30 protein-coding genes are annotated in these 25,533 nt (G+C 45.3%); 10 read left to right on the forward strand and 20 right to left on the reverse strand.

The genetic code is table 11. The annotated features are described in order from the left end of the window. Positions 1-4: 4 nt before the first annotated feature. From BAMF_RS32555 to BAMF_RS32565, 3 genes are all read right to left on the reverse strand, one after another. Positions 5-1,129, reverse strand: a complete 1,125-nt coding sequence (locus tag BAMF_RS32555) for a M14 family metallopeptidase (RefSeq protein ID WP_013352881.1) — start codon at positions 1,127-1,129, stop codon at positions 5-7. Positions 1,130-1,211: 82 nt separating this feature from the next. Then, positions 1,212-2,174, reverse strand: a complete 963-nt coding sequence (glcK, locus tag BAMF_RS32560; protein WP_013352882.1) for a glucose kinase GlcK — start codon at positions 2,172-2,174, stop codon at positions 1,212-1,214. An 18-nt stretch (positions 2,175-2,192) separates the two neighbouring features. Then, positions 2,193-2,417, reverse strand: a complete 225-nt coding sequence (locus BAMF_RS32565; RefSeq protein ID WP_014470666.1) for a YqgQ family protein — start codon at positions 2,415-2,417, stop codon at positions 2,193-2,195. A 254-nt stretch (positions 2,418-2,671) separates the two neighbouring features. Here BAMF_RS32565 and nhaC point away from each other — a divergent pair, with 254 nt between their 5' ends. Continuing rightward, a complete protein-coding gene (gene nhaC, locus BAMF_RS32570) occupies positions 2,672-3,982 on the forward strand; it encodes a Na+/H+ antiporter NhaC (protein WP_044051906.1) in 1,311 nt (436 codons plus the stop codon). Between the two features lie 77 nt (positions 3,983-4,059). On the opposite strand, the gene BAMF_RS41315 is transcribed toward nhaC, so the two are convergent. The 3 genes from BAMF_RS41315 to rpmG form a co-directional block, all read right to left on the reverse strand. After that, positions 4,060-4,233 carry a hypothetical protein gene (locus tag BAMF_RS41315; protein ID WP_007408311.1) on the reverse strand — a complete coding sequence of 58 codons (174 nt, stop codon included), beginning with the start codon at positions 4,231-4,233 and terminating at the stop codon, positions 4,060-4,062. Positions 4,234-4,303: 70 nt separating this feature from the next. Then, positions 4,304-4,858: a 5-formyltetrahydrofolate cyclo-ligase gene (locus BAMF_RS32575; protein ID WP_013352885.1), complete on the reverse strand. Its 555-nt coding sequence runs from the start codon at positions 4,856-4,858 to the stop codon at positions 4,304-4,306. Between the two features lie 79 nt (positions 4,859-4,937). Continuing rightward, entirely contained in the window at positions 4,938-5,087 is a 150-nt protein-coding gene (gene rpmG, locus BAMF_RS40845) for a 50S ribosomal protein L33 (RefSeq protein ID WP_003153056.1), read from the reverse strand. Between the two features lie 347 nt (positions 5,088-5,434). Here rpmG and BAMF_RS32580 point away from each other — a divergent pair, with 347 nt between their 5' ends. Then, positions 5,435-5,788: a hypothetical protein gene (locus BAMF_RS32580; protein ID WP_003153047.1), complete on the forward strand. Its 354-nt coding sequence runs from the start codon at positions 5,435-5,437 to the stop codon at positions 5,786-5,788. Then, positions 5,785-6,249 (forward strand): endolytic transglycosylase MltG, encoded by a 465-nt coding sequence (locus BAMF_RS32585; RefSeq protein ID WP_013352886.1) that lies wholly within the window; start codon positions 5,785-5,787, stop codon positions 6,247-6,249. Before BAMF_RS32580 ends, BAMF_RS32585 begins: the two co-directional genes overlap by 4 nt. A 98-nt stretch (positions 6,250-6,347) precedes the next feature. Here the strand turns inward: BAMF_RS32585 and pstB (BAMF_RS32590) are convergent, their stop codons facing one another. The 9 genes from pstB (BAMF_RS32590) to BAMF_RS32630 form a co-directional block, all read right to left on the reverse strand. Beyond that, a complete protein-coding gene (gene pstB, locus BAMF_RS32590) occupies positions 6,348-7,130 on the reverse strand; it encodes a phosphate ABC transporter ATP-binding protein PstB (protein WP_013352887.1) in 783 nt (260 codons plus the stop codon). Between the two features lie 11 nt (positions 7,131-7,141). Beyond that, positions 7,142-7,948 carry a phosphate ABC transporter ATP-binding protein PstB gene (gene pstB / locus BAMF_RS32595; protein ID WP_013352888.1) on the reverse strand — a complete coding sequence of 269 codons (807 nt, stop codon included), beginning with the start codon at positions 7,946-7,948 and terminating at the stop codon, positions 7,142-7,144. A gap of 18 nt (positions 7,949-7,966) precedes the next feature. After that, positions 7,967-8,851 carry a phosphate ABC transporter permease PstA gene (gene pstA / locus BAMF_RS32600; protein ID WP_013352889.1) on the reverse strand — a complete coding sequence of 295 codons (885 nt, stop codon included), beginning with the start codon at positions 8,849-8,851 and terminating at the stop codon, positions 7,967-7,969. Next, positions 8,851-9,780: a phosphate ABC transporter permease subunit PstC gene (gene pstC / locus BAMF_RS32605; RefSeq protein ID WP_013352890.1), complete on the reverse strand. Its 930-nt coding sequence runs from the start codon at positions 9,778-9,780 to the stop codon at positions 8,851-8,853. Before pstC ends, pstA begins: the two co-directional genes overlap by 1 nt. A gap of 48 nt (positions 9,781-9,828) precedes the next feature. After that, positions 9,829-10,731: a phosphate ABC transporter substrate-binding protein gene (locus BAMF_RS32610; RefSeq protein ID WP_013352891.1), complete on the reverse strand. Its 903-nt coding sequence runs from the start codon at positions 10,729-10,731 to the stop codon at positions 9,829-9,831. A gap of 156 nt (positions 10,732-10,887) precedes the next feature. Further along, entirely contained in the window at positions 10,888-13,038 is a 2,151-nt protein-coding gene (locus tag BAMF_RS32615; protein ID WP_013352892.1) for a peptidoglycan D,D-transpeptidase FtsI family protein, read from the reverse strand. Positions 13,039-13,139: 101 nt separating this feature from the next. Continuing rightward, complete coding sequence (locus tag BAMF_RS32620; protein ID WP_013352893.1) at positions 13,140-14,429, reverse strand: MFS transporter; 1,290 nt, start codon at positions 14,427-14,429, stop codon at positions 13,140-13,142. A gap of 119 nt (positions 14,430-14,548) precedes the next feature. Further along, the gene (gene sodA, locus BAMF_RS32625) at positions 14,549-15,154 is read right to left on the reverse strand and encodes a superoxide dismutase SodA (protein ID WP_013352894.1); all 606 of its coding nucleotides are present in this window, start codon (positions 15,152-15,154) and stop codon (positions 14,549-14,551) included. A 166-nt stretch (positions 15,155-15,320) separates the two neighbouring features. After that, positions 15,321-15,803, reverse strand: a complete 483-nt coding sequence (locus BAMF_RS32630) for a DUF456 domain-containing protein (RefSeq protein WP_013352895.1) — start codon at positions 15,801-15,803, stop codon at positions 15,321-15,323. A 160-nt stretch (positions 15,804-15,963) separates the two neighbouring features. On the opposite strand from BAMF_RS32630, the gene BAMF_RS32635 reads away from it, so the two are divergent. The 3 genes from BAMF_RS32635 (at position 15,964) to ispG (ending at position 18,371) form a co-directional block, all read left to right on the forward strand. After that, positions 15,964-16,728 carry a DUF1189 domain-containing protein gene (locus BAMF_RS32635; RefSeq protein ID WP_013352896.1) on the forward strand — a complete coding sequence of 255 codons (765 nt, stop codon included), beginning with the start codon at positions 15,964-15,966 and terminating at the stop codon, positions 16,726-16,728. A gap of 87 nt (positions 16,729-16,815) precedes the next feature. Further along, a complete protein-coding gene (locus tag BAMF_RS32640) occupies positions 16,816-17,121 on the forward strand; it encodes a LysM peptidoglycan-binding domain-containing protein (protein ID WP_013352897.1) in 306 nt (101 codons plus the stop codon). 131 nt (positions 17,122-17,252) lie between these two features. Then, the gene (ispG, locus tag BAMF_RS32645; protein ID WP_172800832.1) at positions 17,253-18,371 is read left to right on the forward strand and encodes a flavodoxin-dependent (E)-4-hydroxy-3-methylbut-2-enyl-diphosphate synthase; all 1,119 of its coding nucleotides are present in this window, start codon (positions 17,253-17,255) and stop codon (positions 18,369-18,371) included. A gap of 30 nt (positions 18,372-18,401) precedes the next feature. Here ispG and BAMF_RS32650 read toward each other — a convergent pair whose 3' ends face one another. Next, positions 18,402-18,779 carry a DUF308 domain-containing protein gene (locus tag BAMF_RS32650; protein WP_088030541.1) on the reverse strand — a complete coding sequence of 126 codons (378 nt, stop codon included), beginning with the start codon at positions 18,777-18,779 and terminating at the stop codon, positions 18,402-18,404. Between the two features lie 133 nt (positions 18,780-18,912). Between BAMF_RS32650 and BAMF_RS32655 the strand changes: the two genes are divergently transcribed. Further along, positions 18,913-19,494, forward strand: a complete 582-nt coding sequence (locus BAMF_RS32655; RefSeq protein ID WP_013352900.1) for a nucleotidase — start codon at positions 18,913-18,915, stop codon at positions 19,492-19,494. Positions 19,495-19,525: 31 nt separating this feature from the next. Here BAMF_RS32655 and BAMF_RS32660 read toward each other — a convergent pair whose 3' ends face one another. Further along, positions 19,526-19,936: a Fur family transcriptional regulator gene (locus BAMF_RS32660; RefSeq protein ID WP_013352901.1), complete on the reverse strand. Its 411-nt coding sequence runs from the start codon at positions 19,934-19,936 to the stop codon at positions 19,526-19,528. A gap of 123 nt (positions 19,937-20,059) precedes the next feature. Continuing rightward, on the reverse strand, positions 20,060-20,941 hold the full coding sequence (locus BAMF_RS32665; protein WP_013352902.1) for a YitT family protein: 882 nt from the start codon (positions 20,939-20,941) through the stop codon (positions 20,060-20,062). Positions 20,942-21,059: 118 nt separating this feature from the next. Here BAMF_RS32665 and BAMF_RS32670 point away from each other — a divergent pair, with 118 nt between their 5' ends. After that, on the forward strand, positions 21,060-21,314 hold the full coding sequence (locus BAMF_RS32670; RefSeq protein WP_013352903.1) for a DUF2624 domain-containing protein: 255 nt from the start codon (positions 21,060-21,062) through the stop codon (positions 21,312-21,314). A gap of 31 nt (positions 21,315-21,345) precedes the next feature. Here BAMF_RS32670 and BAMF_RS32675 read toward each other — a convergent pair whose 3' ends face one another. Then, complete coding sequence (locus BAMF_RS32675) at positions 21,346-22,239, reverse strand: deoxyribonuclease IV (protein WP_013352904.1); 894 nt, start codon at positions 22,237-22,239, stop codon at positions 21,346-21,348. 11 nt (positions 22,240-22,250) lie between these two features. Then, positions 22,251-23,567 carry a DEAD/DEAH box helicase gene (locus tag BAMF_RS32680; protein ID WP_013352905.1) on the reverse strand — a complete coding sequence of 439 codons (1,317 nt, stop codon included), beginning with the start codon at positions 23,565-23,567 and terminating at the stop codon, positions 22,251-22,253. 165 nt (positions 23,568-23,732) lie between these two features. Between BAMF_RS32680 and vrrA the strand changes: the two genes are divergently transcribed. Both vrrA and BAMF_RS32690 read left to right on the forward strand, forming a co-directional pair. Continuing rightward, positions 23,733-24,449, forward strand: coding sequence for a VrrA/YqfQ family protein (vrrA, locus tag BAMF_RS32685; RefSeq protein WP_013352906.1), 717 nt, complete (start codon positions 23,733-23,735; stop codon positions 24,447-24,449). Between the two features lie 122 nt (positions 24,450-24,571). Further along, a complete protein-coding gene (locus BAMF_RS32690) occupies positions 24,572-25,516 on the forward strand; it encodes a 4-hydroxy-3-methylbut-2-enyl diphosphate reductase (RefSeq protein WP_013352907.1) in 945 nt (314 codons plus the stop codon). Positions 25,517-25,533: the final 17 nt, after the last annotated feature.

A 25,533-nucleotide genomic window follows, 5' to 3' on the forward strand; every position in this document is an offset into this window, starting at 1 on the left:
TGTCTCAAAAAACGAGCGACCTCCACAAAATGCCTTCCGTCGCTTGATAAATATCAGCAAACTGATGAAAAGGCAAAGGGTTTTTTCCCTTTCCAAGTTCAACGGTATAGCCCTCTTTTCCGTATTGCTGTATAAACCAATCCCTAAAACCGGCATGGCTGTCAATGGTTTTTACACCTTGATAGCGGTTTCCGCTTATCTCTTCAAACTCCCGGATGACCTGAGCGGATTGTTCCGGTTCATATCCTTCATATCCCCAATAAATCTCTTGTCCCTGCGTATGAAGAGCGATCACCCTGTCAGGCGGCTGTTCGGTTATCAGCCGGTGCATCGCCTGCGCTTCCGGTTCAGTGAGCGGCGCCATGCCCGGAAAATCCCGGTACGAAGGGGCTTTCGGTTTGCGCCTCTGTTCAATGTCCCAATTGGACGGGAAATGTTTATTTAAATCAACGCCGTTTATATTCGCCTTCCATTCGCGGAAATCCGGGCGGTACTCATTTAATTCATTGAGAAATTCACTTTTTTCTGATAAATCTTCACATCCGTAAAGGACGAGATCAACACCGTCGGGATTTACGAGCGGAACGAATGACAGTGATGTCCGGCTGAATATATCAAGCGCGGAATACCCAAAAACCGTCTTATTTTTGCATAACGCCGCGCAATATTCTTTACACCATTTTAGCGCAACCGAGGTGGTGATCCATTCATTGGCATGAAAAGAGGCGTTTACATGCACTTTTCTTTCGGCTGTATCCTCACCTATTGTCAGCTCATAAAGCGGTTTTCCCAACACGGAACTGCCGATTTTACGGCACATGACAAATGGAAAGACATCCGTTATTTTCTCAATTTCTTCAAAAACCGATTGAGCGCCGTACACTTTTTCTTCCTTCACCCATTGATCACTGGAAAGAACGCTTTTACAGCGCCGGATGTATTGCGAAAGCCCGCTCAGCGTCCCGATCGGACCCTCTGACTGCCCGCTCACGACAAAGCCGGGACAAAATAATTCCTCGCTTTTCGCCGTTTTATTGGCGTCTTTCAACAGTTTTTCATCAATTGAAAGCACCTTTGCGACAGCTTTCATATGCTGTTTCATTTCAGGTGTGACACGAATTCCCGCCATGTTCATCCCCCTTTTTAAAAAACTATATGACATGGGAGGTAAAAAAAGAAAGCCGCCCGCTATATGGGCAGGCAGACTTTCTCTAGCAGTTTTGATATTTAAGCCATTCATTTTTGGCAATCCACGCCCCGCCGATGACTCCGGCGTCATTTCCAAGTGCCGCAATCGAAATATCGGCCGCTTCCGCAGAACGCGGGAACGCGGTGATTTTGAAGGTCTCTTCCACTTTTGACCGCAGTATTTCTCCTGCTTTCGAGACGCCTCCGCCGAGCACGATTTTAGTCGGGTTCATGGCGCTTGCCAGGTTTCCGAGCACAAGGCCTAAATGTTTTGCGACATAATCGACGACTTCCAGCGCTGTCTTATCCTGCTGTTTTGCCGCTTCGAACACGTCACGTGCCGTGAGATCGCGCACTTGCAGGAGCGAAGAGTCGGAAACCGCTGCAAGCTTTTCTTTCGCGATGCGGACGATGCCGGTTGCTGACGCAATCGTTTCAATACAGCCGGATTTTCCGCAGTTGCACGGAGCCCCGCCTTCCGGGATACTGCAAATATGACCGATTTCTCCGCCTGCCCCGTTTTTACCGTGAACGATTTCTCCGTTGACGATGATGCCCCCGCCGACTCCGGTTCCAAGCGTCACTAAAATGACATCTTTAGCTCCGTCGCCTGCACCTTTCCACATTTCTCCGAGCGCCGCGATATTGGCATCGTTTTCAATGACGGCCGGAATACCCGTTTCCGCCTCGAGATGGTCTTTCAAGGGATAGTTTTTCCACCCCAGATTTGTCGTCTCATAAACCATCCCCGTCGCCATTTCCACGGGTCCGGGCGCTCCCATGCCGATCCATTTTACGATCCGTTTCGGCTTATTCAATTCTTCGAGTTTCTGGTCAAGTGCTTTAGCGATCGTGACCGTAATTGTGTTTCCTGATTTATCGGTCGGAACCTCCCATTTGTGCTGAATTTCACCGTACATGTTGATAAAGGCCAGCTTGATGGTTGTTCCGCCAAGATCAATCCCCGCAAACCATGTCTCTTCCATAATGATCTCCTTTTCTTATTAAATCCTGCTGTTGGACCTTCCTTTAATCCGCTCTGATTCCTGTTGAAGAACTCCGGCGGCTTTCAGCCATAATTCTCTTTCAATCACGTTTGACAAGTACATCTCCTTTAATTCATCTTTCATAAAGTCAATTTCGGCTTGTCTGTCACCGAAATAAACGATATGGCCGAATGACTTAAACAGCTGCTGCACGTCATAAAATGAATTCATCTTCTTCACCATTTCTACTCTTCTTATGAGTATAAGCGTATTTCATCTCTGAAGCGGGAGTCAAGCAAAAAACGATTGGAGAAAATATCCTAGCGGCATTTTGATAAAATGTATATTCATAATTGTAAAAAAACTCTCATTTATGCGTTTTTCTGTTACAATACTTTCGTGCCCAAAAGCACAAAAGGATTAAAGTTTGATGGGGTGTTGTTTTGAAACAAGAAAAAAGGCTGACGTTCATCTCAGCCATCAGTTTATTTGTCTTGATGTTAGCAGTCATTATTTCCTGCCTGTTTTTCTTTCATACGGAACCGCATATGCCACTGTTTTTTTGCGTCATTATTCTGGCTCTGGCAGGTTTGTGGCTCGGTTTCTCGTGGGACAGTCTTGAAAAAGGAATTGTCAACGGTTTGAAAAACGGAGTACAGCCGATTATCGTGCTGGCTTTGATCGGTGTGCTGATCGGCGCCTGGATGTACAGCGGTGCCATTCCCGCCGTCACCGTTTACGCTTTATCGATTATACAGCCGAGCCAGCTTCTTTTGACCGCATTATTTTCCTGCATGATCATCAGCACGCTTGTCGGCTCAAGTCTGACAACTGTCAGTACAATCGGCGTCGCGCTGTTAGGGGTAGCAAGCGCGGCGGGTGTTCCGCTCGAATGGACGGCGGGAGCAGTCATTTGCGGGGCTTGTTTCGGTGATAAAATGTCACCGATGTCCGACACGACGAATTTTGCCGCCGGAATCGGCGAAATTCCGATTTTTAAACATATCCGCCATATGATGGGCACGACCGTTCCGGCACTGCTGATTACAATCGTTCTCTTTTATATTCTCGGTTCATCCGTTTCAATAAATGCCGCTTCAACGCAAAATATTGAGGCGGTCATTTCCGGAATTAAACAGGCCGTACACGTTACGCCTTGGTCGCTTCTTTCACCTCTGTTGGTAATCATTCTGGCGGTCAGACGGGTTTCCGTTATTCCGGTGCTTACCGCCGGGATTATTTCCGCAGGGATTCTGACGGCTTTTTTCATTCCTGGCAGCAGCGTTCAAGGATTTATTTCTGCCCTGCAAAGCGGCACGGCATTTAAAACCGGCGATGAGGCTGTAGCCAGCATTATCAACAGAGGCGGGCTCCAATCCATGATGGGTTCCGTCTCTCTGATCATGATTGCCTTTGCGCTCGGCGGCCTGATGGAAAAAACAGGACTGATCGCAGCGCTGCTTCAAGGATTGATAAAAGGTGTGCATACGAAAGGACGTCTTGTCTTGGCGACCGTCTTCTCAAGCATAGGCGTAAATCTCGCGACAGGCGAGCAGTACTTGTCAATTTTAATTCCTGGTCAGTCCTATAAACCTTTATATGACAGGCTCAGCATTAAGCGGATTCACCTTGCGCGGTCGCTGGAGGACGGCGGAACATTGATCAATCCGCTGATTCCATGGGGAGTAAGCGGCGCTTTTATGGCAAGCGCATTAGGGGTTCCCGTCATCGACTACCTGCCGTTTACCTTTTTCCTGTACATTTCTCCGATGATCTCAATCCTGCTTGGTTTCCTGAAAAAAAACTGACAATCCGAAGACACCTGCCGTCTTTTTCCCGGCAGGTTTTTTCATGCAAAAAATCCCGCTGAAGAAACGGGATTTGTTTAAAATGCCTGCTGAATGAACTTATTTCTGATAAACGGTATTTTTAAAAAGAAATGAATAAACGACCGTCTGATCCCCGGCTGGCTGAGCACGCTGTTCATCAGACGGTAGCGGTTTTGGTAAACGGCTAAAACAGATACGGCGCATAGTGAGTAGATCAACAATTTTTTCATCTTATCCCTCCTGCCCCTATCGTTTGTCAAACAGCGAAAATTATTCCGGTGCAAGACGTTTTTTATGCGATTAAGCGATGATTTCAGATTCAGTCACGATCGTATCGACCGGAATATCGTGGGGCATGCGGGGAATGCGGTCCGTCAGCTGGCAGTCAAAGAGAAGCGACACGGTACGGCCGGCATAGCCGGTCAGGAACCTGTCATAATATCCTCCGCCGTATCCGATTCTGAAGCCTTCCCGGTCAAAAGCTACACCTGGCACAAGTACAAGATCAATGTCTTTTTGGGCCACTTTTTCCGTCAGGCTTTCGATCGGTTCACTAAGGCCAGCATATACGGTTTCCAGTTGATCATCCCCAGAAAATGTACGGAACTCCATTGCGCCCGTTTTCGGGAAGCATTTCTGGATACAGACTTGTTTTCCCTCTTTCCAAGCTTGTTCAATAATCGGCCGTGTCGGGATTTCCAAGCGTTTCGAGACGGTAACGGCGATCATGCGGGCTTGTTTCCATTCCTTTAAAGAAAACAGCGTTTCACGCATGCTGCGGCATTTTGCCTCCCATTCACTTTCTGTTATAGCAGAAAGCTTTGCTTTTATATCGGTTCTGATTTGTGCTTTCACGTTCCTCAAACCTCCCTGAAAGACAAAAAAGCCAGAACTTTATTGAAAGCTCCAGCTTTTTTCCGCCGTTTTAAACAGCTTATTTTGTTTCACGGTGTAACGTAGATTTTTTATCACGTGGGCAATATTTTTTAAATTCAACGCGGTCCGGATTGTTGCGTTTGTTCTTTTTAGAAATATAGTTACGCTCACCACATTCAGTGCAAGCCAAAGTAATATTAACGCGCATTATTTTCCCTCCAAACTAAATATCATTTACTTATTCAGACTTATATATAATACCACTATAATGGACGGAATGCTAGAGCTGATTTACATGAAATGTTGTTTAAGTGCAGAAAACATCAGTTTATGCTTCTGATCGCCTGAATGAGCTTGCGCAAGACAGATACAAAATATGACGAAACAGGACAAAAAAGGACATTCTCATGCGAAATCTATAGAGAAATATCCGTTTGCTCCCCGAATAAACAAGATTTCCCGACAAAATTCCGTTTTTTTCTCTATTTCCTTTAGAATGGCGGCGTTTTATGGTATAAAAAAGAAGGGCAAATTAATAATAGAAGGTGATGAAACGTGGAAATTGCTATTATTGCGTTGTTTATCGTCAGTATAGCGCTTATTGCATTCTCATATTCTCAAAGAGATCCGATGAAAGACGTGGAACAGGAGCTTGAAACGCTTCAGCTTTCCGCCATGCAGGAAATTTACAAGTTAAAAAAGAAAATGACGGTGCTTGAAGAAGAATTGCTGGAAACCAACCTCGTGATCCGCAAAGCCAAAAGCAGCGGCATTAACCAAAAAATCGCCAAACAAATCATTTCAAAATATAACAACGGGATGTCTGCCGAAGCCATCGCAAAAGCAGAGCACGTGTCTGTCGAGGACGTCAATACCATTATTAAAGATAATGAGAAGGTGCTCGTATGACAAAACGGGGCATTCAGGCTTTTGCAGCAGGCATGATTTTAGCGACGGCCGTCCTCGCCGCTGTCTTTTATTTGACTGACCATGACCAGGCAGCTGCCGTTAAAACTGAAAAAACAGCATTAACAGAAAAAGAAGTAAACAGCTACCTCGACTCCCAGCAAAAAGTCTCCGTCAAACGGGATGACTATCAAAAACTGCTTGACTCTAAAGAAAAATCGCTGAGCAACGATCAAAACTCAGACGCCAAAAAGAAAAAGGTAACATATAAACTGACGATTAAAGACGGAATGAGCACTGCTGATGTGTCATCCATTCTTGAAAAAGAAGGGATTATTCCTTCAGCGAAGGACTTTAATGATTACGTAATTGACGCTGGCTACCACAAAGAAATCCGTGCCGGCCATTTCAAAGTCGACTCAGATATGAGCTTTAAGAAAATCGTCAAAACATTAACCCGCTAAAAAAGCTTGCAGGCATCGTCCATTCAGATGGATACGGCCGGCAGGCTTTTTTAATGAGCAATATAAAACGGACCCGGTCTATGGCCGGGCCCGTTTTTTTATCCGAATTTTCCGCTGATATAGTCATGCGTTTTTTGGTGATCCGGCTGTGAAAAGATTTTTCCCGTATCACCCCACTCTACCAGTTCGCCCATATAGAAAAACGCGGTTTGGTCAGAGACCCTTGCAGCCTGCTGCATATTGTGCGTCACAATGACAATCGTGTACTTTTCTTTCAAAGTCAAAATAAGCTCTTCTATTTTCCGGGTGGACACGGGGTCGAGGGCAGACGTCGGTTCATCCATCAGAAGGACGTCCGGTTTTGTGGCGAGCGCCCTTGCGATGCACAGCCGCTGCTGCTGGCCGCCCGACAGTGAAAGCGCCTGCTGGTGAAGACGATCCTTCACTTCATCCCAGAGCGCCGCGGCCTTTAAAGATTCCTCGGCGATTTCAAGCAGTTTCTTTTTATTTTTTTCGCCATGTATTCTCGGGCCGTAGACGACATTTTCAAATATGGACTGCGGAAACGGATTGCCTTTTTGAAACACCATACCGATCTGTTTTCTTAATTCTGCCGCATCCGTCTTCTCCTTCAGCAGATTGCGTCCGTTATAGATCATGTCACCTGTCACTTTGACATTCGGAGCCATTTGCAGCATTAAGTTTAATGTTTTAATAAAAGTGGATTTACCGCAGCCGGACGGACCGATGATGGCAGTTACTTTCCGCTCCTCAAATCCGATCGTGATGTCTTTTAAAGCTTGATGAGCCCCGTACCATACGTTCATGCCGTGAATATCAAATAAATTCTGTGTGTGCACCGCTTCTTTCACAACGCTCACGGTCCTTCCCCCTATCCGAACTTTCCGTTAATGTAGTCATCTGTCTTTTGCTCCTTGGGACTCGTAAAAATCTGTTCTGTCTGCCCGTATTCCACTACTTCTCCGTTTAAAAAGAATGCCGTGCGGTCAGACACCCTCAGGGCCTGCTGCATGTTATGCGTAACGATAATAATAGAATAATCTTTCTTCAGTTCTGTCAGCAGCGTCTCGATTCTGGCGTTTGAAATGGGGTCCAGAGCTGAGGCCGGCTCATCTAAAAGAAGCACGGCGGGTTTCATCGCAAGCGTACGGGCGATGCATAGACGCTGCTGCTGGCCGCCTGATAACGAAAGAGCCGATGAATGAAGCCGGTCTTTGACTTCATCCCAAAGCGCCGCCTTCGTTAAACTTTCTTCTACCGCTTCGTCCAAAACGGCTTTTCTGCGTTCACCCGCATACTTGAGCGCATGTGTGATGTTATTGTAAATGGATTTCGGGAACGGATTCGGTTTTTGAAACACCATACCGATCTCCCTTCTGAGAGACACGACATTAATCTCATCTCCCAGAATATTCAGTCCTTCATAAAGGATGTCCCCCTCGCTTCTCGCAGAAGGGATGGCATCATTCATTCTGTTAATCTGTCTCAGAAATGTTGATTTTCCGCAGCCGGACGGACCGATCAGAGCCGTCACCGCATGTTTTTCAATATCCATGTTTACATGTTTAACCGCTTGTTTGTCACCGTAATAAATTGATAAATCATTCACTTCCAAAATCGAAGACTCCGGCGATCGCTTTGTCTGTTCGGATTGTTCCCTGACGATGTGATCTATCATGTTTTCGCCTCTTTTCGATTAATTTGCCGTAAGCTTTTTATAAATGGCAGATCCGAGCCATCTTGCACAAAGGTTAAACAAGAGCACCGAGATCACCAGCACTGCCGAGCCGCCGTTTGCAATCGCTTCTGCATCGGGAATGATTCCCTGCGTATTGACACTCCATATATGAACCGCCAGCGTTTCAGCCGGCCTGAAAATGTTTAAAGGAGAGGCTTCCGAAAACGGGTTCAAATCCGTAAAGTTCAGCCGCGGCGTTGTCAGCCCCGCTGTAAATAACAATGCCGCCGCTTCTCCGAATACTCTTCCTGATGCCAAAATGGCGCCGGTTAAAATCGAAGGAATCGCACTCGGAATCAGCACGGTTTTGACGGTATACCATCTCGATACGCCTAAAGCGAGAGAAGCTTCTTTCAGCTCCTTAGGAACTGCGGTGAGCGCGCCTTCTGTCACCCGGACCATTACGGGAAGATTAAAGACCGTTAATGCGAGCGCGCCCCCGATAATCGTGTAGCCCCATCCGGTCAGGTTCACAAACATCAGCATGCCGAACATCCCGATAACAATCGACGGAAGCGACGACAGAACTTCAATACACGTTCTGATAAAATCTGTGACTTTATTTTGCGGCGCATATTCAGCCATAAAGACGCCGCCCCCCACACCAAGCGGTATCGTGATCAGCATGGTGATAAACAGAATGTAAAAGGAGTTAAAAAGCTGATCCCGTATCCCGCCGCCGGACGCGATGGCGCTCGATTTTGACGTAAGAAAATGCAAGGTGATTTCAGAGACGCCGTGAATCAGAATATACAAAAACAATCCTGCCAAAATCGCCGCGATCACAGCGGCGCATAAACCGAATACACCGGTGGCCAATTTATCCGTTATTTTCCGGTTCATTACACTTTCCTCCTAGATGACAAGTAGCGTATGAGCAATATAAACAGAAACGACATAATGAGAAGAACAAGCCCCATCGACCATAACGTATTATTTTCAATACTGCCGTATGTGGTATGGCCCATGTTTAAGGTGATAATCGTCGTTAATGTTCCCGCCGTATCAAGCAAGCTTTCCGGCAGAAGCTTTGTATTTCCGATAACCATCTGTACGGCGAGAGCTTCTCCGAACGCTCTTGCCATCCCGAGCACGACAGCGGTCAGCAATGTCGGAAACGCCGCCGGGATGAGCACCTTCCTGATTGTCTGCCATCTCGTCGCACCAAGCGCATATGAACCGTCGCGAAGGTGTTTCGGAAGTGACGCAAGCGCATCAGCGGAAATCGACGTAATGGTCGGCAGAATCATAACCGATAGCACGATCGTTCCCGCCAGAAGGCTGTGACCCGTTCCGCTTGATTTAAAAGAGCCAATAAACGGAACCAATACTGTAAGACCTATGAATCCATAAACGACGGACGGAATGCCGACAAGCAGCTCAATTACCGGCTGCAGTACCTTTTTCCCCCAAGTCGGCGCAATTTCCGTCATAAACACAGCACCCGCGATACCGAGGGGTGCTGCGATCAAAGCGGAAAGAACCGTGACCGCAAATGATCCGAAAATAAAAGGCAGCGCGCCGAACTCAGGCTTTGCCTGGGTTGGATTCCAATTCAGACTTGTTAAGAACTCAATCGGGCTTACACCATTTACAAAAAAAGATTGCAGCCCCTTAATGCCGAGAAAGATTGTGATCGCCGCTGATGCCGCAATGATAATCGCCGCACAGACAGACACAATCACTCTTCCGCGGACTTCATCCAATTGCCTGTTTTGTTTTGAGCTTATTAAGCGTTCGCTTACAGACTCTTTTTCTCTGTGATTTATCATTTGTTTACACTCCTATAAAGAAGAAGAGGCGGGGAGCCCGCCCTCCCCTCAGCTTTGCTTGCCGTTTGCGTCACGTGTGACTTTCATATCAGAGATCGGAATGTAGCCCTGATCTTTTACGATACTTTTCTGAACATCATCACTGTTCAAATAGTCAAGAAATGTTTTTGCCAGGCCTGACGCGTCACCTTTCGTATAAGAGTGCTCGTAAGCCCAAATCGGATATTCGCCTGTGACGACATTTTTCTCTTCCGGTTTGATGCCGCCGATCGATAAAGGCGTTACTTTATCATCGTTTATATAAGAGAATGCCAGATAACCGATTGCTCCCGGTGTTTCCGCAATGATTTTTTTGACTGTATTGGAGGAATCCTCCGTGATGCCCTCAGCCGGCTCTGCTCCGTCAAGAGCGTATTTGACGAATGTAGCGCGTGTTCCTGATGAATCAGGACGGTTCACGAGAGTAATCTTTTGATCTTTCCCGCCAAGCTCTTTCCAGTTTTTGATTTTGCCTGTAAAGACGTCTGCCAGCTGTTTTTTGGTTATATCCTTCACACCCGCACCCGGGTTAACCGCAGCTGCCATCGCTACTACCGCTACACGGTGATCTTTTAGGGCTTTCGCATCAATGCCTTCTTTTTCTTCGGCAAAGACATCTGAGTTGCCGATTTGCACTGCGCCTTCAGACACTTGCGAAAGACCTGTTCCTGAACCTCCCGCTTGTACCTGCACATCAGCATCCGGATGTTTTTCCATAAACTTTTCCGCCGCTGCCAGTACTAACGGCTGCATGGCTGATGAACCAGAAATGGTTAAAGAACCTGATGCTTTTTTATCCTCACTTGCAGATTGGCCGTCCGTCTTGCCGCTTTCCTTTGCATTTCCGCATGCTGCAGCAACGATCATAACAGCAGCCATCAGAAGCGTAAGCATCCATTTGTTTTTTTTCATTTCCTGAATTCCCCCTGCGTTTAATGTGTAATTTGTCCTACACGTATAGAGTAAAGGGTTCGTGTAAAATGCGTATAAATCAAATGTTAAGGTTTTGTAAATCCGGATGTTTTTTTGTATAAAAAAAACGCCCACAAGTTGTGAGCGTTTTTTCTATCAGTTATTTGTATTGCCGTTTTCAGCGTCTTTCTGGATTTTATCTTCGTTTTTCTGCTTCGTATTATTTTCTTCTTGCTTCTTTTTCAGCTCGAAGTATTTGTCTAGTACCGCTTCCCCAATGTCATTGGTGATAGAATATCTGTCATTGTAATTTTCGTAAGCCCATGGAACTACGACCGAAATGGCAACTTCAGGATGATCTGCAGGCGCATAAGCTACAAGTGTTGTGTTGTAAGTAGACGCGCCGGTTCTTGATTTTATAGGACCATCATAGAAGGCCTGTGCGGTTCCCGTTTTACCAGCAGGGTTATAACTTTTATTAGCAAAATTTGCTCTTGCAGTACCTTGAGCGCCTTGCATAACAAGCTTAAAACCTTGCTGAACACGTTTAATTTCACTTTCCGTCATATCGAGGCGGTTCATTACTTCCGGGTTAACCGATTCAACAACGGCTCCGATACCTTTTTTAGAATCAGGCTTTCGTACTTCTTTTACGATTTGAGGTTTCATACGAAAGCCTCCATTGGCAATGGTCGATACATACTGAGCCATTTGAAGCGGTGTATATGTGTCAAATTGTCCGATCGCAAAGTCAAGCAGGAACCCTGACTGTCTTTTAGTTCCCACATATCCTGTCGCTTCATTCGGAAGATCAATGCCCGTTTTTACACCTAAACCGAATTCACTGAAGTAATAACGAAATTTATCGAATGCGCTGTAATCAAGCGGCAATGAATGCCCCGATATATATTTACCCTTACCAATCGCAATCGCAGTTTTAAACATATATACGTTAGAGGAACGCTCAAGAGCTGTTAAATCATTTATCGGTCCCATCACACTTACCGACTTTTTAGGAGGGGAATCTTTAATATTCAAAACTTCGTCCGTAAAGATATTCCCGATTTTTATAGCACCTGTCTGATAACCAGTTAACAGCGTTGCTCCTTTTACAGCTGAACCCATGTTATAAGAAGACGTCATTGTTCCTAGTGCATAATCATCAATTTTATATTTACCGTTTACTTGTTTAATTTGTTTGCCCGCCATTGTAAGCACTTCTCCGTTGCGCGGGTCCATCATTACGACAAATGCCCTGTCAAGCAGCTGTGTACTTGGTCTTGCCTTTGCCGCTCTTAAATTTTTCTCAATAATTTTTTCAACGTCTTTTTGCAATTCGGTATCTATGGTGAGCACTAAATCGTCACCGGCTTTACCTTTTGTAACCGTTTCAGTATCTGTCACGTTTCCAGAGGAGTCAGTTACGTTTCTCACTTTTTCTTTTTGTCCCTGGAGCAGATTTTCATATTGATACTCTAAATAACTTTTTCCAACCCTGTCATTCCTGCTATAGCCTAGCGACAAATAATGTTCAAGAAGGTTTGAAGGGAGCCCTTCATTGGAACTCGAGACACTGCCGAGAACTGATTTTAATAATCCTTTATTTGGATAAGACCGTTCCCAGTCAGACGTCACGTCAACCCCCGGCAGTTCATCTAAATGTTCGCTGACGACGGCCATTTCTTTAGCCGACACACCTTCATTTTTGATGTATTGAGGAGTCAGTGAGTAGCCTGAATCCATCTGCCTTTTGATCGCAAGGACCTGCATATCTTTTGAAGTGAGTTCGTTCAGCTGTTTGTCCGTGATCCGTTTCAGCTGAAGCTGGTATAAATCATCGTCAGACAGCTTTTTGTCCTCAGCTTTTTGCTTTTCTTTTGCCGTAATCAGTTTTTTTGCCTCATCAGGCCTCGTTAACATCCAATAGTCTTTTTTGTCCCGTTCAGTCACCTTTTTGGTGCTTACCTTAATCATACCAGACAATTTTTTTGCGATTTTTAAACGCTGCGCCTGGGTGGTTGAGGCTGAACGTGTATATGTAATCGCATTTAATGCTTTATTCGTTACGATGGGATTAAGGTTCCGGTCGTATATTTTCCCTCTCGGAACCGCCGTGCTGACATCAGACTCCTCTTGCTTGTTGGCGGCGTTTTTATAGTCATCACCCTGAACGATCTGCTTGATGCCAAGCTCGACGATAATCCACGTAAAAATAAGAAACGCGGCCAAAAACAAAAAATTAAGCCGGATCGGCAGTGATTTTTTCTTTTCTTTGTTTACTGCTATTTTCTTTTTATTTCTCCTCATGACATCACCTTTTCTTATTTACAGAAAGAAATGACACCCTCTTTTCAGGTGCCATTTTTCATTCTAAAGGTTTTTTCGATATTTTTCTACAGATAACCCTTTTATCTTTCTCCTTTTATAAAATTCGGTTCAGCCGCCCGTTTTTGTCGGTCTTCTTCCACTGTTTCATCAGAAGTTTCCGCATCCAGTTTAATGTCTTTTATAAAGTAATAAATCAGCGGATGGCCGGCTCCGAGCAGCACGAGCGCCGTCGGTATTCCCACTTTTTCCTTCAGCAATGTAACGATCAAAAGGAAGCACAGGATGGAAACGATCCGGCCTGCATTTAAAAACAATTCCCTGAGCACAATGTATTCAATTCTGGCCTTTCTGGCAAGCCGCGCCCGGCCTATCACATCATATGTAAGCGAGACATACGGCACAAGCAGAACGGGATAGCCGATGGCAATAAACACTCCGTACATAAGAAGCGTCGTGAAGCTCATATGAAAAATTATGAGAAACAGGGCGCCGTACACAATCAATCCGCCGATAAGAATCGCCTTTTTACGCGCTCTTTTTTTGATGAGCCTTGATGCAAAATAATAGGCAAAAAAAGAAACCGCAGAATTAACGAGGCCGAACGTCCCGAGCGCCAGTTCACTGTTTGTCGCAATGAACACAAATACGCTGATTAAAAAAACAAAAATCCCTTCTCTCAAGCCTTGAAAAAAGTGCGCGTTGGTAATCCGGCGCCAATTCAGATTCGTGTGGCGCTCATCAAAAACTTTTTTCAGCATAAAACGGCCTTTCGACTCCCTCCGTTTCAGAAAAAAGCTCATGACCACGGCGAGAGCAAATAAGCCGAGCGACAGGCTGAAAATGACTGTATAACCCGTATTGTTTTCAAGTCTTGAAATGACATATCCGGCCACAATCGGACCGATCATCCCCGCCGATGAAGACAAAATGCCTAAAAATCCGTTAAAAAAATCTCTCGTTTCAGGCTCTGTTATTTCGAAAGTCAGCACATTAAAAGCCAGCCAGTAAAAGCCGTACCCCACTCCAAGCACGGCCCCTATCAAAACGAGACGGGAAGCCGCATTTTGCCCGGCAAGCAGCACACTTAAATAAAAAGCAGCCAAAAAGATAACGCCGAACCTGAGAATAAACACCCTGTCAATTTTTTTAGCCAGCCGCCCTGCCAGCAGAAAGGTAAACGGCTGCATCGTCACGACCGATAAATTGTATATGGCCAAATCAATAAATTTTCCCGATTGCTTCCACAAATACACGTTGACAAATGTATTTGACAGCGCGATGCCCAAAGAGTAAAGGCCGCCAATCGTCAATAACAGCAGCAGCCCTTTATTTACTTCGATGTCGCCGATAATTTTTTTTATTTTGCTCATCATTGACTCCCCTTTACTACACATTAGTCTGTCTCACTCAAACTGAGATATGTAAAAGGAATCAAAGTCAATAAAAAAACAAGGCCTCCCGCAGGAGACCTTGTGATGATTTAAATCAATTATTTTGCTTCGCTGTAAAGACGGGCAACTTCATCCCAATTCACAACATTCCAGAAAGCTGAAATGTAATCAGGACGGCGGTTTTGGTAGTTCAGGTAGTAAGCGTGCTCCCAAATGTCAAGACCGAGGATAGGCGTTTTGCCTTCTGAAAGCGGTGAATCTTGGTTTGGCGTGCTTGTAATTTCAAGTTTGCCGTTGTTTACAACAAGCCAAGCCCAGCCAGAACCGAAACGGCCGGCAGCTGCTGCAGCGAATTTTTCTTTAAATTGATCGAAGCTTCCGAATGTGCTTTTGATCTCTTCAGCAAGCTCACCAGTCGGTTCGCCTCCGCCGTTCGGAGATAAAAGAGTCCAGAATAAAGAGTGGTTCGCATGTCCGCCGCCATTGTTGCGGACAGCCGTGCGGATATCCTCCGGCACTGCGTTTAAATCAGCAACAAGCTCATCTACGGATTTCTCTGCAAGCGCTGATCCTTCGATCGCTTTGTTCAGGTTTGTAACGTATGTGTTATGGTGCTTCGTATGGTGAATCGTCATCGTTTCCTTATCGATATGCGGTTCTAAAGCATCATAAGCGTAAGGCAATTCTGGAAGTTTGTAAGCCATAATTTTTTTTCCTCCTTTAAATATATGTACTGAAATGCCGCTATGCGCGAACTTTTCTAATCTCAATGTAACAAAAGAAAGCATGGTAATCAATGAAAAAGCTCACAATCCGGCGATTCCAGCAGACATACTACACTTTATCCGTTCACAGCCGAAATTAAACCTTCTAAAGCACCGTCCACAAGAAGTATCCGATCATAAAGAGCTGAATGACTCCTTTGGCGACGACGCTTGTTAAAAAGCCGATTAAAGAGCCCAGCCCCACTTTTGCAGCGGATTTAATATCCTTTTGATGAACAAACACCTCAGCGCAGACAGCACCGATAAACGGGCCTAAAATAATGCCCGCCACGGGAATAACAAAAGGCCCGATCAATAATCCGATCGTGCTTCCCCAGATCGCCGCCCTGCTCCCGCCGTACCTTTTAATGCCAAGTAAATTTGACACATAGTCAGCTGCAAATAAAACGGCCGCAAATACCGCCTCAATGAGCCAGAACAGGTAGGAATACGGGCTGAAGGAAAACAAAAATCCGTAAAGGAGAAAACCAGCCACTATAAAAATAACGCTTGGAATCACCGGATACACCAGACCGATAAAAGCAACGGCGAAGACCGCGATGATAATCACCCAATACAAAACACTCATAACATAAACACCCTCCTTTGTTTTGCGGAGCGATCACCGCATTCCGCTTTTTTCTTATTATGTATGATTCCTTATCACCGCTTTAAATACTCTCGCTTGTGTTCATCCCCTGTGAACGATACAATAAGCAACATATACCAGTTTAGGCTAGGAAGTGAAGATGTTGAACATATTTACGGCTTTATTGAAAAGTACATACTCTCCGGCAGATATTGCGAAAACACGGTTTCAAGGGATAGGAAAAGCGATCCTTTATGTATTTTTGCTGTCTGTCCTTTTTACGCTGCCGAGCGCTTATTACCTTAGCTCCGGCACCGTAAACTCAATGAACGGTTTCAAAACCGTGTTAGAAAAAGATTTCCCTGATTTCAAAATTTCAAACGGCGAATTGCAGACGAAAGCCTCCGCCTCCAAGGAAACGGAAGCGAACGGGTTTGTCATCGTGTTTGATCCCACTGATGCTTACGGCGCGAAACAAATAGCGGCGAAACAAAACGCGATCGGCATTTTAAAAAATAAAATGGTGCTTGCTGTAGACGGACAGGCGACAGAAATGAATTATTCATTAATGCCTGCTGATATCACAAAAAAAGAAATCATATCAGCTTTAAACCAAAATAAAACGATGATCGTCACCGTCCTTTCCATTTTGCTGTTCATCATGACAGCAGCCGGCAAATTCATTGAAGTCTCATTTCTCGCCGTCATCGGCCTGATCATAAAAAATGCGCAAAGAAAGACATTGAATTATCAGCAGCTCTGGAAGCTTTCGGCTTATTCCATAACGCTCTCCACCATATTCTTTACGATTATGCGCGCGCTTGTCATTACGGTGCCGAGTGAATTTTTAGTGAATTGGTTTGTAAACTTTATCATCCTTTTTCTCGTCTTAAAAGAGATACCGCCAAGAAAAACAGCTGTGTAAGACTGCCTGAGGCAGTCTTCTTTTTTGTCATGAACAAAATGGGACAAGCATACAATGAAGTAAAAATGTATGCGGGAGGCGGTTGGAATGAAGCGGCTTACTTTTTTATTCGGCAGTTTATTTGTGATATTTATTATCTTTTACGATCTGAAAATCGGGACAATCCCTGCTCAAGACCTTCCTGCATACGCAGCGGCGGCGGCTCAGCCTGCAAAACAGGAAGCATCATACAGAACGGTTACGGTCAAAAAAGGTGATACGGTGATGTCGATAGTCGGCGCACATAAAGCGCCGGAAGATATTGCGCAAGATTTTGAAACGCTGAATCCGAATGTAAAAGCAAACGCCATTCAGGCAGGCACCGCTTATAAATTCCCCGTCTACCGTAATTAAACGTTAATTTCTTGTCAGTTCGGCAAATACACTGTTACAATATAACATGTAAATAGAAGTTGCCTGACATGTAAAAGGCTCTGCCTCAAAAGCGGTAACTACAATTAAGGAGCGATTGACAAGTGAGTGAAATCACACATCGTACAAAAACGCGTCCCGTCACAGTGGGACCTTTAACAATAGGCGGAAATAACGAAGTCGTCATTCAGAGTATGACGACGACCAAAACACACGACGTAGAAGCAACAGTAGCGGAAATCAACCGATTAGCCGAAGCCGGCTGCCAAATTGTCCGGGTTGCATGCCCTGACGAACGCGCAGCTGACGCGATTGCCGACATCAAAAAAAGAATTTCGATCCCTCTCGTTGTCGATATTCATTTTGATTACAAGCTTGCCTTAAAAGCAATCGAGGGCGGCGCCGACAAAATCAGAATCAACCCGGGAAACATCGGCCGGCGCGAAAAAGTGGAAGCCGTCGTAAAAGCGGCGAAAGAAAAAGGAATTCCGATCCGGATCGGCGTAAATGCAGGATCATTGGAAAAACGCATTTTGGAAAAGTACGGCTACCCGACTGCTGACGGAATGGTTGAGAGCGCGCTTCATCACATTAAAATCCTGGAAGATCTTGATTTCCACGACATCATCGTCAGTATGAAAGCGTCTGACGTCAATCTCGCCATAGAAGCATACGAAAAAGCGTCAAAAGCATTTGATTATCCGCTCCACCTCGGAATTACAGAATCAGGCACGCTGTTTGCCGGTACGGTAAAAAGCGCGGCCGGACTCGGAGCGATTTTAAGCAAAGGAATCGGAAACACGCTCCGGATCTCTCTGAGCGCTGACCCGGTTGAAGAAGTAAAAGTAGCCAGAGAGCTGCTGAAATCGTTCGGTCTCGCTTCAAACGCGGCTACGCTTATTTCATGCCCGACATGCGGACGGATCGAAATTGATCTCATCAGCATCGCAAACGAAGTGGAAGAATACATTTCAAAAGTAAAAGCGCCGATTAAAGTAGCCGTTCTCGGATGCGCCGTTAACGGACCAGGCGAAGCGAGAGAAGCCGATATCGGTATTGCCGGAGCGCGCGGCGAAGGACTGCTTTTCCGCAAAGGCCAAATCGTCCGCAAAGTCCCTGAAGAAACAATGGTCGAAGAGCTGAAAAAAGAAATCGACAAGCTGGCAGAAGAACACTACGCAAAGCTTGAGGCGGAAAAAGCCAAAGCAGAACAAGACACACAAAAAGCTTGACGGATATTCCGCCAAGCTTTTTTTTGTGTTTTAGAAAAACGGTGTAATGAATATGCCCAGCACAAGGGAAACTATACCGATTCCCATCGCCCATCCGCCTAAAGCGCCTGCTCCTCTTCTTCTGGCGATATAGCCGACGATAATGCCGCATGCTCCTAATAAAACAGGGAGCACAAACAGGGAAATGATAGAAATAGCCAATGCTGCATACCCTATCCCCCGGCCTTCACTTACTCCGTCCCGGTTATCATCGCGGTCTGCTGTCCGGTCAGAAGCGCGATATGGCTCTGCAATTTCAGCCGCTGTTTCTTCTGAATAAACATCACGCGTGATATCCGTTCCTTCCGATCCATGATCCACATAGTAGTCGTTGCCTTTTCGATTTTCGTAATCGTATGCCACCTTCAATTCCCCCTTTTTCTTTTATGAATGGAGCTTTTTTAGTTTCCGCGTTTTTTACGGAATCATGTTTGCTAAACTTTGCTGGTATTGTTAATTGTTTATGTTACACTTGAAGGGATGAAAATATAGGAGTGTGGACATGTTACGGTTAGGTATAGATATTGACGGCACGGTTACGGCACAGGATACATTTGTCCCTTATTTAAACCGCTCATTTCATCTTTCTATTACTTTGGATGATATGACTGATTATGATCTGACTAAGCTTTTGAACATTACAACCGAGGAATTTTGGGAATGGATGAATGTTCATGAAGCAGTCATATATAAAGAAGCAAAGCTCGCGGAATTTGCCAAGCAAGCGCTGGACGGGCTGAAAGAAGAACATCGTCTCATTTACATAACGGCAAGACGCGGCCACTTAGAAGATGTAACGCTGGACTGGTTTGCAAACCGGGACATTCATTATGATCACATTGAGCTTGTCGGAGGCCATCACAAAGTGGAGGCCGTCAAAAAACACGGCATCGATCTGTTTTTTGAAGATCACCACGGCAACGCGACAATGATCGCAAAAGAAGCGGGCATTCCGGTTATCCTTTTTGATTCCCCTTACAATCAGCTCCCCATCGATTCCAATATTATCAGGGTGCGGAATTGGCTTGAAGCCGTCGCCTGGATCAATAAAAACAAACACAGCCTTCAGCATGTCAAAAGCTGAAAAAAACCTCCTGCTTATACAGGAGGTTTTTTTATCGGCACGCCGGACAGGTGCCGTAAATTTCAAATTTATGACCGCTGATGTCATACCCTTCCAAATTATCGTGAAGCTTATCCATCGGACAGGACTCAATTTCCTTCGTTTTCCCGCAGGTTAAACAGATAAAATGGTGATGGTGGTGAGTATAAGAGCATGTAAAACGGAACAGTTTTTCCCCGGAAAGCTCCGTTGTTTCCAAAATGCCGAGTTCTTCATATAAAGAAAGATTTCTGTATATGGTATCAAAGCTCAGACCCGGGTAGTCGTCATTTAATGCGGCAAGCACGTTTTTGGCGGTCAGATATTTATCAGAATCAGCAAAAAGCTGCAGCATGTCTTCTCGCTTACTCGTATATTTATACCCTTTTTCTTTCAGCAGGTTCAACGCTTCTTGTACGTTCATGAGGACCTCCCCTTTACATCACGGTATCGCTCCAAAAAGAAAATGGCAGCTGTCTGAACAGCAGGCCATTTTCCTATGCTGTATAAAATTATACCTATAAAATGATGAAAAGTAAATGAAAGCCTAGTGAATCGCGGTTTTGAACTTACCGCCCCTCGTTTCATGTGTATTCATGATCGTAATAAATGCGTTTTTATCAATTTCAAACACAATGGATTTCAATTTTGTCACTTCAAGCCTTGTCACGACCGCGTAAATGACTTCTTTGGATTCATCCGTATATCCGCCTTTTCCCTGAAGCTTGGTGGTGCCCCGTCCAAGCCGGTGCAAAATCGCGTCTGAAATTTCCGCGTACTGGTCGGCTACAATAATGACCGCTTTCGTTTCATCAAGACCCTGGATGACGGCGTCAATCGTCTTCATGGCAATATAATAAGTCATGAAAGAATACATCGCCTGCTCCGGCCCGTATACAAAACCGGCCCAAATAAAAATAAACACATTAATGAGCATAACGAATTCTCCGACTGAAAAGGGCAGCTTTTTTGTGAGAAGGATACCGAGGATCTCAGTACCGTCCATCGAGCCTCCGTTTCGGATGACAAGGCCTACCCCGAAACCGAGCAAAAGCCCCCCGAATACCGTCGCCAAAATAGGCTGGGTCGTAATGGCCTCCACATGATGCAATGAGGATTCAATCAGCGCTAAACCGACGATCCCGATAACCGTAGAGATGAGAAATGTTTTTCCGATATATTTATACCCGAAAATCATAAATGGAATGTTGAGTAACACAACGAATAAGGCGAAATTGAGGATGGGATTGGACATAAAGAGGTGGTCTAAAATTAATGAAACACCGATAATTCCTCCGTCGATCACATTATTTGGGACCAGAAACAATTCAATACTTGCGGCGGCTGAGCCCGCTCCGACCAGAATCAAGATGACCCTGAAGATAAAGTGTAAAAATGACTCTCTTTTATGCTGTTTATTTGGGGTCATAAAATCTCCTTTCCTTTAATAACTATTTTAAACAGTAAGCAACTTCATTTTACCATTAAAAGCTGTAACATTTTAATGATTTGCTCAATACATTATATTTAAAGAGGTGAAAGTATCGATGATTTTAATACAAAGAATTATTTTGCAGCGGCTCAATCAAGTCACTGCGGACGATCTCCTGAAATATTCCAAGCAATACGGAATCAGCATTACGAGAAGTCAAGCGGCTGAGGTAGCGGCTCTGATGCACGGAAAAAACATCAATATTTTTGACGAACAGGAGCGGCTGCGCCTGCTGAAAAAAGTGGAAACGATAACCTCAAAAGAAACGGAACGGAAAGTTGACGAACTTTTCAATCAATTCTCAGGGTAAAAAAAGGAGGGGTGAATTCCCCTCCTTCTTCTTATTGAGCTAATATTTTTTCAAGAAGCTCCTTATCAAATTGCTTTTCTTTCAGCATTTCGATTTCAAAACGGTATGGCGGCTTCTTATTTTTTTTGTCTTCGCCCACATACGGTGTTTCAAGGATTTTCGGAATATCGGCCAGCTGCTCGTGATGAACAATGTACTGCAGCGCGTTAAAACCGATCTCACCGAACCCGATATTTTCATGACGGTCTTTCCGGGCTCCCCTGATATTTTTACTGTCGTTCACATGAAGGACTTTTATCCGGTCGATGCCGACGATTTTATCAAACTCATTGAGAACACCGTCAAAATCATTGGCAACATCATATCCTGCATCATGCGTATGGCAAGTGTCAAAGCAGACGGAAAGATGTTCATTATGTGTAACGCCCGCAATGATCTCGGCAAGCTCTTCAAAGCTTCTTCCGCATTCTGACCCTTTTCCCGCCATTGTCTCCAGCGCGATCTGCACGCTTTGATCCGGATCAATCACTTCGTTTAATCCTTCAATGATTTTTTTGATGCCCGTTTCAGCCCCGGCACCGACATGCGCCCCTGGATGAAGCACGATCTGTTTCGCGCCGATCGCTGCCGTTCTTTCAATTTCAGAACGGAGAAAATCAACGCCCAGCTCAAACGTTGCCGGATTAGTCGTATTTCCGATGTTAATGATATATGGCGCATGCACGACAATCTCGTCGATGCCGTTTTCCTTCATATGGGCGCGGCCCGCTTCAATATTCAAGTCTTCAATTTTTTTGCGGCGCGTATTTTGGGGAGCGCCCGTATATATCATAAATGTGTTCGCCCCGTACGAAACGGCTTCCTTGCTTGCGGCAAGGAGCATATGTTTTCCGCTCATTGAGACGTGTGAACCTATTTTCAGCAACCCGATTCCCCCTACTTCCCTTTGTTAGATTGGTTTCTTCTCTGTTTTCTTCTGATTTTTTCCATTTCATAGCTCATTTTCTTTTTATAGCCCGGTTTTACTTTTTTCGGCTTTTTCACAAGGCGCTTCGCAATTTGGTCTGCCTCATTTTCCGTCTTTTTACGTTTCTTGCGGCGGTGGCGGTCATCGCCTTTTTTCCATTCTCCGTTTACAAGCTCCGCATAAGCAAACTCAATGCCCATCTTCTCGAGTCTTACGAGCGCATCTTCGTCAGAAAGCTCATAAATGGTCAGTGCTTGGCCTGATGAGCCGGCGCGCGCTGTTCTTCCTACGCGGTGAACATAAAAATCCAGATCGTCCGGAAGCTCGTAGTTGATGACATGGCTTACGCCTTTAATGTCAATTCCTCTTGCCGCAAGGTCTGTCGCAATGACATAAGTGAACTCCAGATCATTAATCTGCTTCATTACCTTTTTACGCTCACGCGGCGTTAATCCCCCGTGCAGAAGGCCGATTCTCATGCCTTTTTCAGTCAGGTATTTCGCAATATGGTCAGCAGTGTTTTTCGTATTTGCAAACACAATGCCCAAATACGGATTCAGATTAGACATCATATCAAAAAGCAGCTTGTCTTTATCACGCTGTTTAGAAGGAACCAAAACATGTTCAATCTTTTCGGCTGTGATTCTTTTCGGCTCAACATGCGCGTATTTCGGATTTTCCATATACTTTTTCAAAAACGGCTTCAGCTTTTCCGGAATCGTAGCTGAGAAAACAAGCATCTGAAGTTCTTCCGGCATACGCGACCCGATGTAATCAACGTCTTCCAAAAACCCCAAATCAAGCATCAGATCAGCTTCGTCAATGACGAGAGACTGCGCTTTATAGACGTTCAATGCCTGCGCCTTAATCAGATCCGCAATCCGGCCCGGAGTTCCGACGACGAGATGAGGCTGTGTTTTCAGCTTATCAATCGATTTTTGCTTGTCCGTTCCGCCGATAAAGCATTTTGTCCGGATCTGCTCGTCTTCTGCACCCTGTGTGATTTTAAGCGCTTCCTGATAAATCTGATTGGCAAGCTCTCTCGTCGGCGCTGTGATAACAGCCTGTACCGTATCAGAACCCGGATCAATCCGATTCAGGATAGGCAATAAATAGGCGTGGGTTTTTCCCGTTCCCGTTTGGGACTGCCCGATGACGCTTTCGTTTTTCAATACAGCAGGTATCAGCCTCTTTTGAATATCTGTCGGTTCATAAAAACCAAGGCGGTGAACTGCATCTATAATAAACGGTTTTAAGTTGTATCCATCAAATTTAGTTTCTTTCATTTTTCCCAGCTCCTTAAAGCGGCACATTCTGTGTCCATCATCACATTATAACCGATTTCACTTAAAAACACCATGTCTTGGGGGAATCCTGTTTTCGAGATAGAAAAGCAAATGCCCCCTCCGATGCATATTGTAATAGCAGAGAGACAGAAAGGAGGTACAAGTATGTTTCCACAGCAGCCGATGAGAAATATGGCGCAGCAGGGCCGGCCGTTGATGAATCCGCGTATGATGATGGGAGGCAGACCGTCATTGCCGGGCCGGCAGCTGATGCAGCAGGGCCGGCAGTTATTCCCTCAGCAGCAGATTGCAGGAGCAGGCCTGAGAAACGCAGGCACAGGCGGAGGGGGCTTAAAAGGAATGCTTTCCCGTTTTTTACCCGGTTCAGGAGGAAGCGCTGCCGCGTCCGCTCCGACAGCGGCCAGCGGAGGAGCAGGCGCCGGACTGCAGGGATTGCAGGGGATTCAGAGTCTGGCAAGTCCGGCATCCCTGTCGAGCATGCTCGGCAACGTCCAGAAGGTGCTGGGCGTGGCGCAGCAGGTTACGCCGATGATCCAGCAGTACGGCCCTTTAGTACGGAATCTGCCCGCCATGATGAAGCTTTACAGTCAGTTAAGCAGCAACGATGATGAGACAGAAGATAAAGATGAGAATAAATCTGACGAGACAAAAGAAACAGACGAACAAGACAAAAAGGATGAAGCTGAAAAAACAGACGAAACAGAAGATGAAAACAAATCAGACGCCTCGTCTAAAACGTCAAAGAAAACGTCTGAAAAAGCATCCGCTTCAAAAGAAAAAGATGACGCTGAAGCAAAATCAGAAGAACGGCCGCGTCCAAAAAGAACATCGGGCAGATCAAAACCGAAATTATATATTTAACATTCTTTGATATCTCACGAAAGATTAGCTATAATGAGATCAGAAGAATGCAAGATTTAAGCCGTTTAACTACGGCTTTTTATATTGCCTCTACACTCACTTTTGATAGGAGGACATCTACATTGGACGTTATCAAAATCTCGCCGCGCGGCTATTGTTACGGCGTTGTTGATGCCATGGTCATAGCCAAAAACGCGTCACTCGATAAAACACTGCCAAGACCTATATATATACTCGGAATGATCGTTCACAATAAGCATGTCACAGATGCGTTTGAAGAAGACGGCATTTACACGCTTGACGGCACAAACCGTCTGGAGATTTTAAAGCAGATTGAAAAAGGAACCGTTATTTTCACGGCTCACGGAGTATCTCCGGAAGTAAGAAAAGCCGCTGAGGAAAAAGGGCTTGTTACGATTGACGCCACATGCCCGGACGTCACAAAAACACATGACTTAATCCGAAAAGTAAAAGCGGAAGGCTATCACGTCATTTATATCGGCAAAAAAGGCCACCCTGAGCCTGAAGGAGCCGTCGGCGTCGCCCCTGAAATCGTTCATCTCGTTGAAACAGAGGAAGACGTGAGAAACCTCGATATTCAGGCTGAAAAATTAATCGTTACTAACCAAACGACAATGTCCCAGTGGGACGTCCATGATATTATGGAATCAGTCAAAGAAAAGTATCCGCACGTGGAATATCATCAGGAAATCTGCCTGGCCACACAGGTTCGTCAAGAAGCTGTATCAGAGCAGGCAAAAAAAGCGGACTTAACCATTGTTGTCGGCGATCCGAAAAGCAATAACTCCAACAGACTGGCTCAAGTGTCGGAAGAAATCGCCGGAACAAAAGCCTATCGCATCGGTGACATCAGTGAACTGAAGCTCGAATGGCTGAAAGACGTCAATACCGTCGCCGTTACCGCAGGCGCGTCAACACCGACACCGATTACAAAGGAAGTAATCCGCTTTTTAGAGCAGTTCGACCATAACGATGAGTCTACATGGCAGCTTGAGCACAATGTGCCGCTCAAAAAAATCCTTCCAAAAGTAAAAATAAAAAACTGAGGCCGCGGCCTCAGTTT

The organism is Bacillus amyloliquefaciens DSM 7 = ATCC 23350 (genome assembly GCF_000196735.1).
GTDB lineage: Bacteria > Bacillota > Bacilli > Bacillales > Bacillaceae > Bacillus > Bacillus amyloliquefaciens.

Excerpts from the sequence above, each read along its gene's own strand:
- BAMF_RS32620 (WP_013352893.1), bottom strand. The coding sequence starts at position 14,429 with ATGAGCAAAATAAAAAAAATTATCGGCGACATCGAAGTAAATAAAGGG.
- BAMF_RS32615 (WP_013352892.1), bottom strand. The coding sequence starts at position 13,038 with ATGAGGAGAAATAAAAAGAAAATAGCAGTAAACAAAGAAAAGAAAAAA.
- BAMF_RS32630 (WP_013352895.1), bottom strand. The coding sequence starts at position 15,803 with ATGAGTGTTTTGTATTGGGTGATTATCATCGCGGTCTTCGCCGTTGCT.
- BAMF_RS32680 (WP_013352905.1), bottom strand. The coding sequence starts at position 23,567 with ATGAAAGAAACTAAATTTGATGGATACAACTTAAAACCGTTTATTATA.
- pstC (WP_013352890.1), bottom strand. The coding sequence starts at position 9,780 with ATGATAAATCACAGAGAAAAAGAGTCTGTAAGCGAACGCTTAATAAGC.
- BAMF_RS41315 (WP_007408311.1), bottom strand. The coding sequence starts at position 4,233 with ATGAAAAAATTGTTGATCTACTCACTATGCGCCGTATCTGTTTTAGCC.
- rpmG (WP_003153056.1), bottom strand. The coding sequence starts at position 5,087 with ATGCGCGTTAATATTACTTTGGCTTGCACTGAATGTGGTGAGCGTAAC.
- pstA (WP_013352889.1), bottom strand. The coding sequence starts at position 8,851 with ATGAACCGGAAAATAACGGATAAATTGGCCACCGGTGTATTCGGTTTA.
- glcK (WP_013352882.1), bottom strand. The coding sequence starts at position 2,174 with ATGGAAGAGACATGGTTTGCGGGGATTGATCTTGGCGGAACAACCATC.
- BAMF_RS32565 (WP_014470666.1), bottom strand. The coding sequence starts at position 2,417 with ATGGTGAAGAAGATGAATTCATTTTATGACGTGCAGCAGCTGTTTAAG.
- BAMF_RS32585 (WP_013352886.1), top strand. The coding sequence starts at position 5,785 with ATGACAAAACGGGGCATTCAGGCTTTTGCAGCAGGCATGATTTTAGCG.
- BAMF_RS32555 (WP_013352881.1), bottom strand. The coding sequence starts at position 1,129 with ATGGCGGGAATTCGTGTCACACCTGAAATGAAACAGCATATGAAAGCT.
- BAMF_RS32655 (WP_013352900.1), top strand. The coding sequence starts at position 18,913 with ATGTTACGGTTAGGTATAGATATTGACGGCACGGTTACGGCACAGGAT.
- BAMF_RS32660 (WP_013352901.1), bottom strand. The coding sequence starts at position 19,936 with ATGAACGTACAAGAAGCGTTGAACCTGCTGAAAGAAAAAGGGTATAAA.
- vrrA (WP_013352906.1), top strand. The coding sequence starts at position 23,733 with ATGTTTCCACAGCAGCCGATGAGAAATATGGCGCAGCAGGGCCGGCCG.
- BAMF_RS32670 (WP_013352903.1), top strand. The coding sequence starts at position 21,060 with ATGATTTTAATACAAAGAATTATTTTGCAGCGGCTCAATCAAGTCACT.
- BAMF_RS32640 (WP_013352897.1), top strand. The coding sequence starts at position 16,816 with ATGAAGCGGCTTACTTTTTTATTCGGCAGTTTATTTGTGATATTTATT.
- sodA (WP_013352894.1), bottom strand. The coding sequence starts at position 15,154 with ATGGCTTACAAACTTCCAGAATTGCCTTACGCTTATGATGCTTTAGAA.
- nhaC (WP_044051906.1), top strand. The coding sequence starts at position 2,672 with ATGTTAGCAGTCATTATTTCCTGCCTGTTTTTCTTTCATACGGAACCG.
- BAMF_RS32665 (WP_013352902.1), bottom strand. The coding sequence starts at position 20,941 with ATGACCCCAAATAAACAGCATAAAAGAGAGTCATTTTTACACTTTATC.
- BAMF_RS32610 (WP_013352891.1), bottom strand. The coding sequence starts at position 10,731 with ATGAAAAAAAACAAATGGATGCTTACGCTTCTGATGGCTGCTGTTATG.
- pstB (WP_013352888.1), bottom strand. The coding sequence starts at position 7,948 with ATGATAGATCACATCGTCAGGGAACAATCCGAACAGACAAAGCGATCG.
- BAMF_RS32635 (WP_013352896.1), top strand. The coding sequence starts at position 15,964 with ATGTTGAACATATTTACGGCTTTATTGAAAAGTACATACTCTCCGGCA.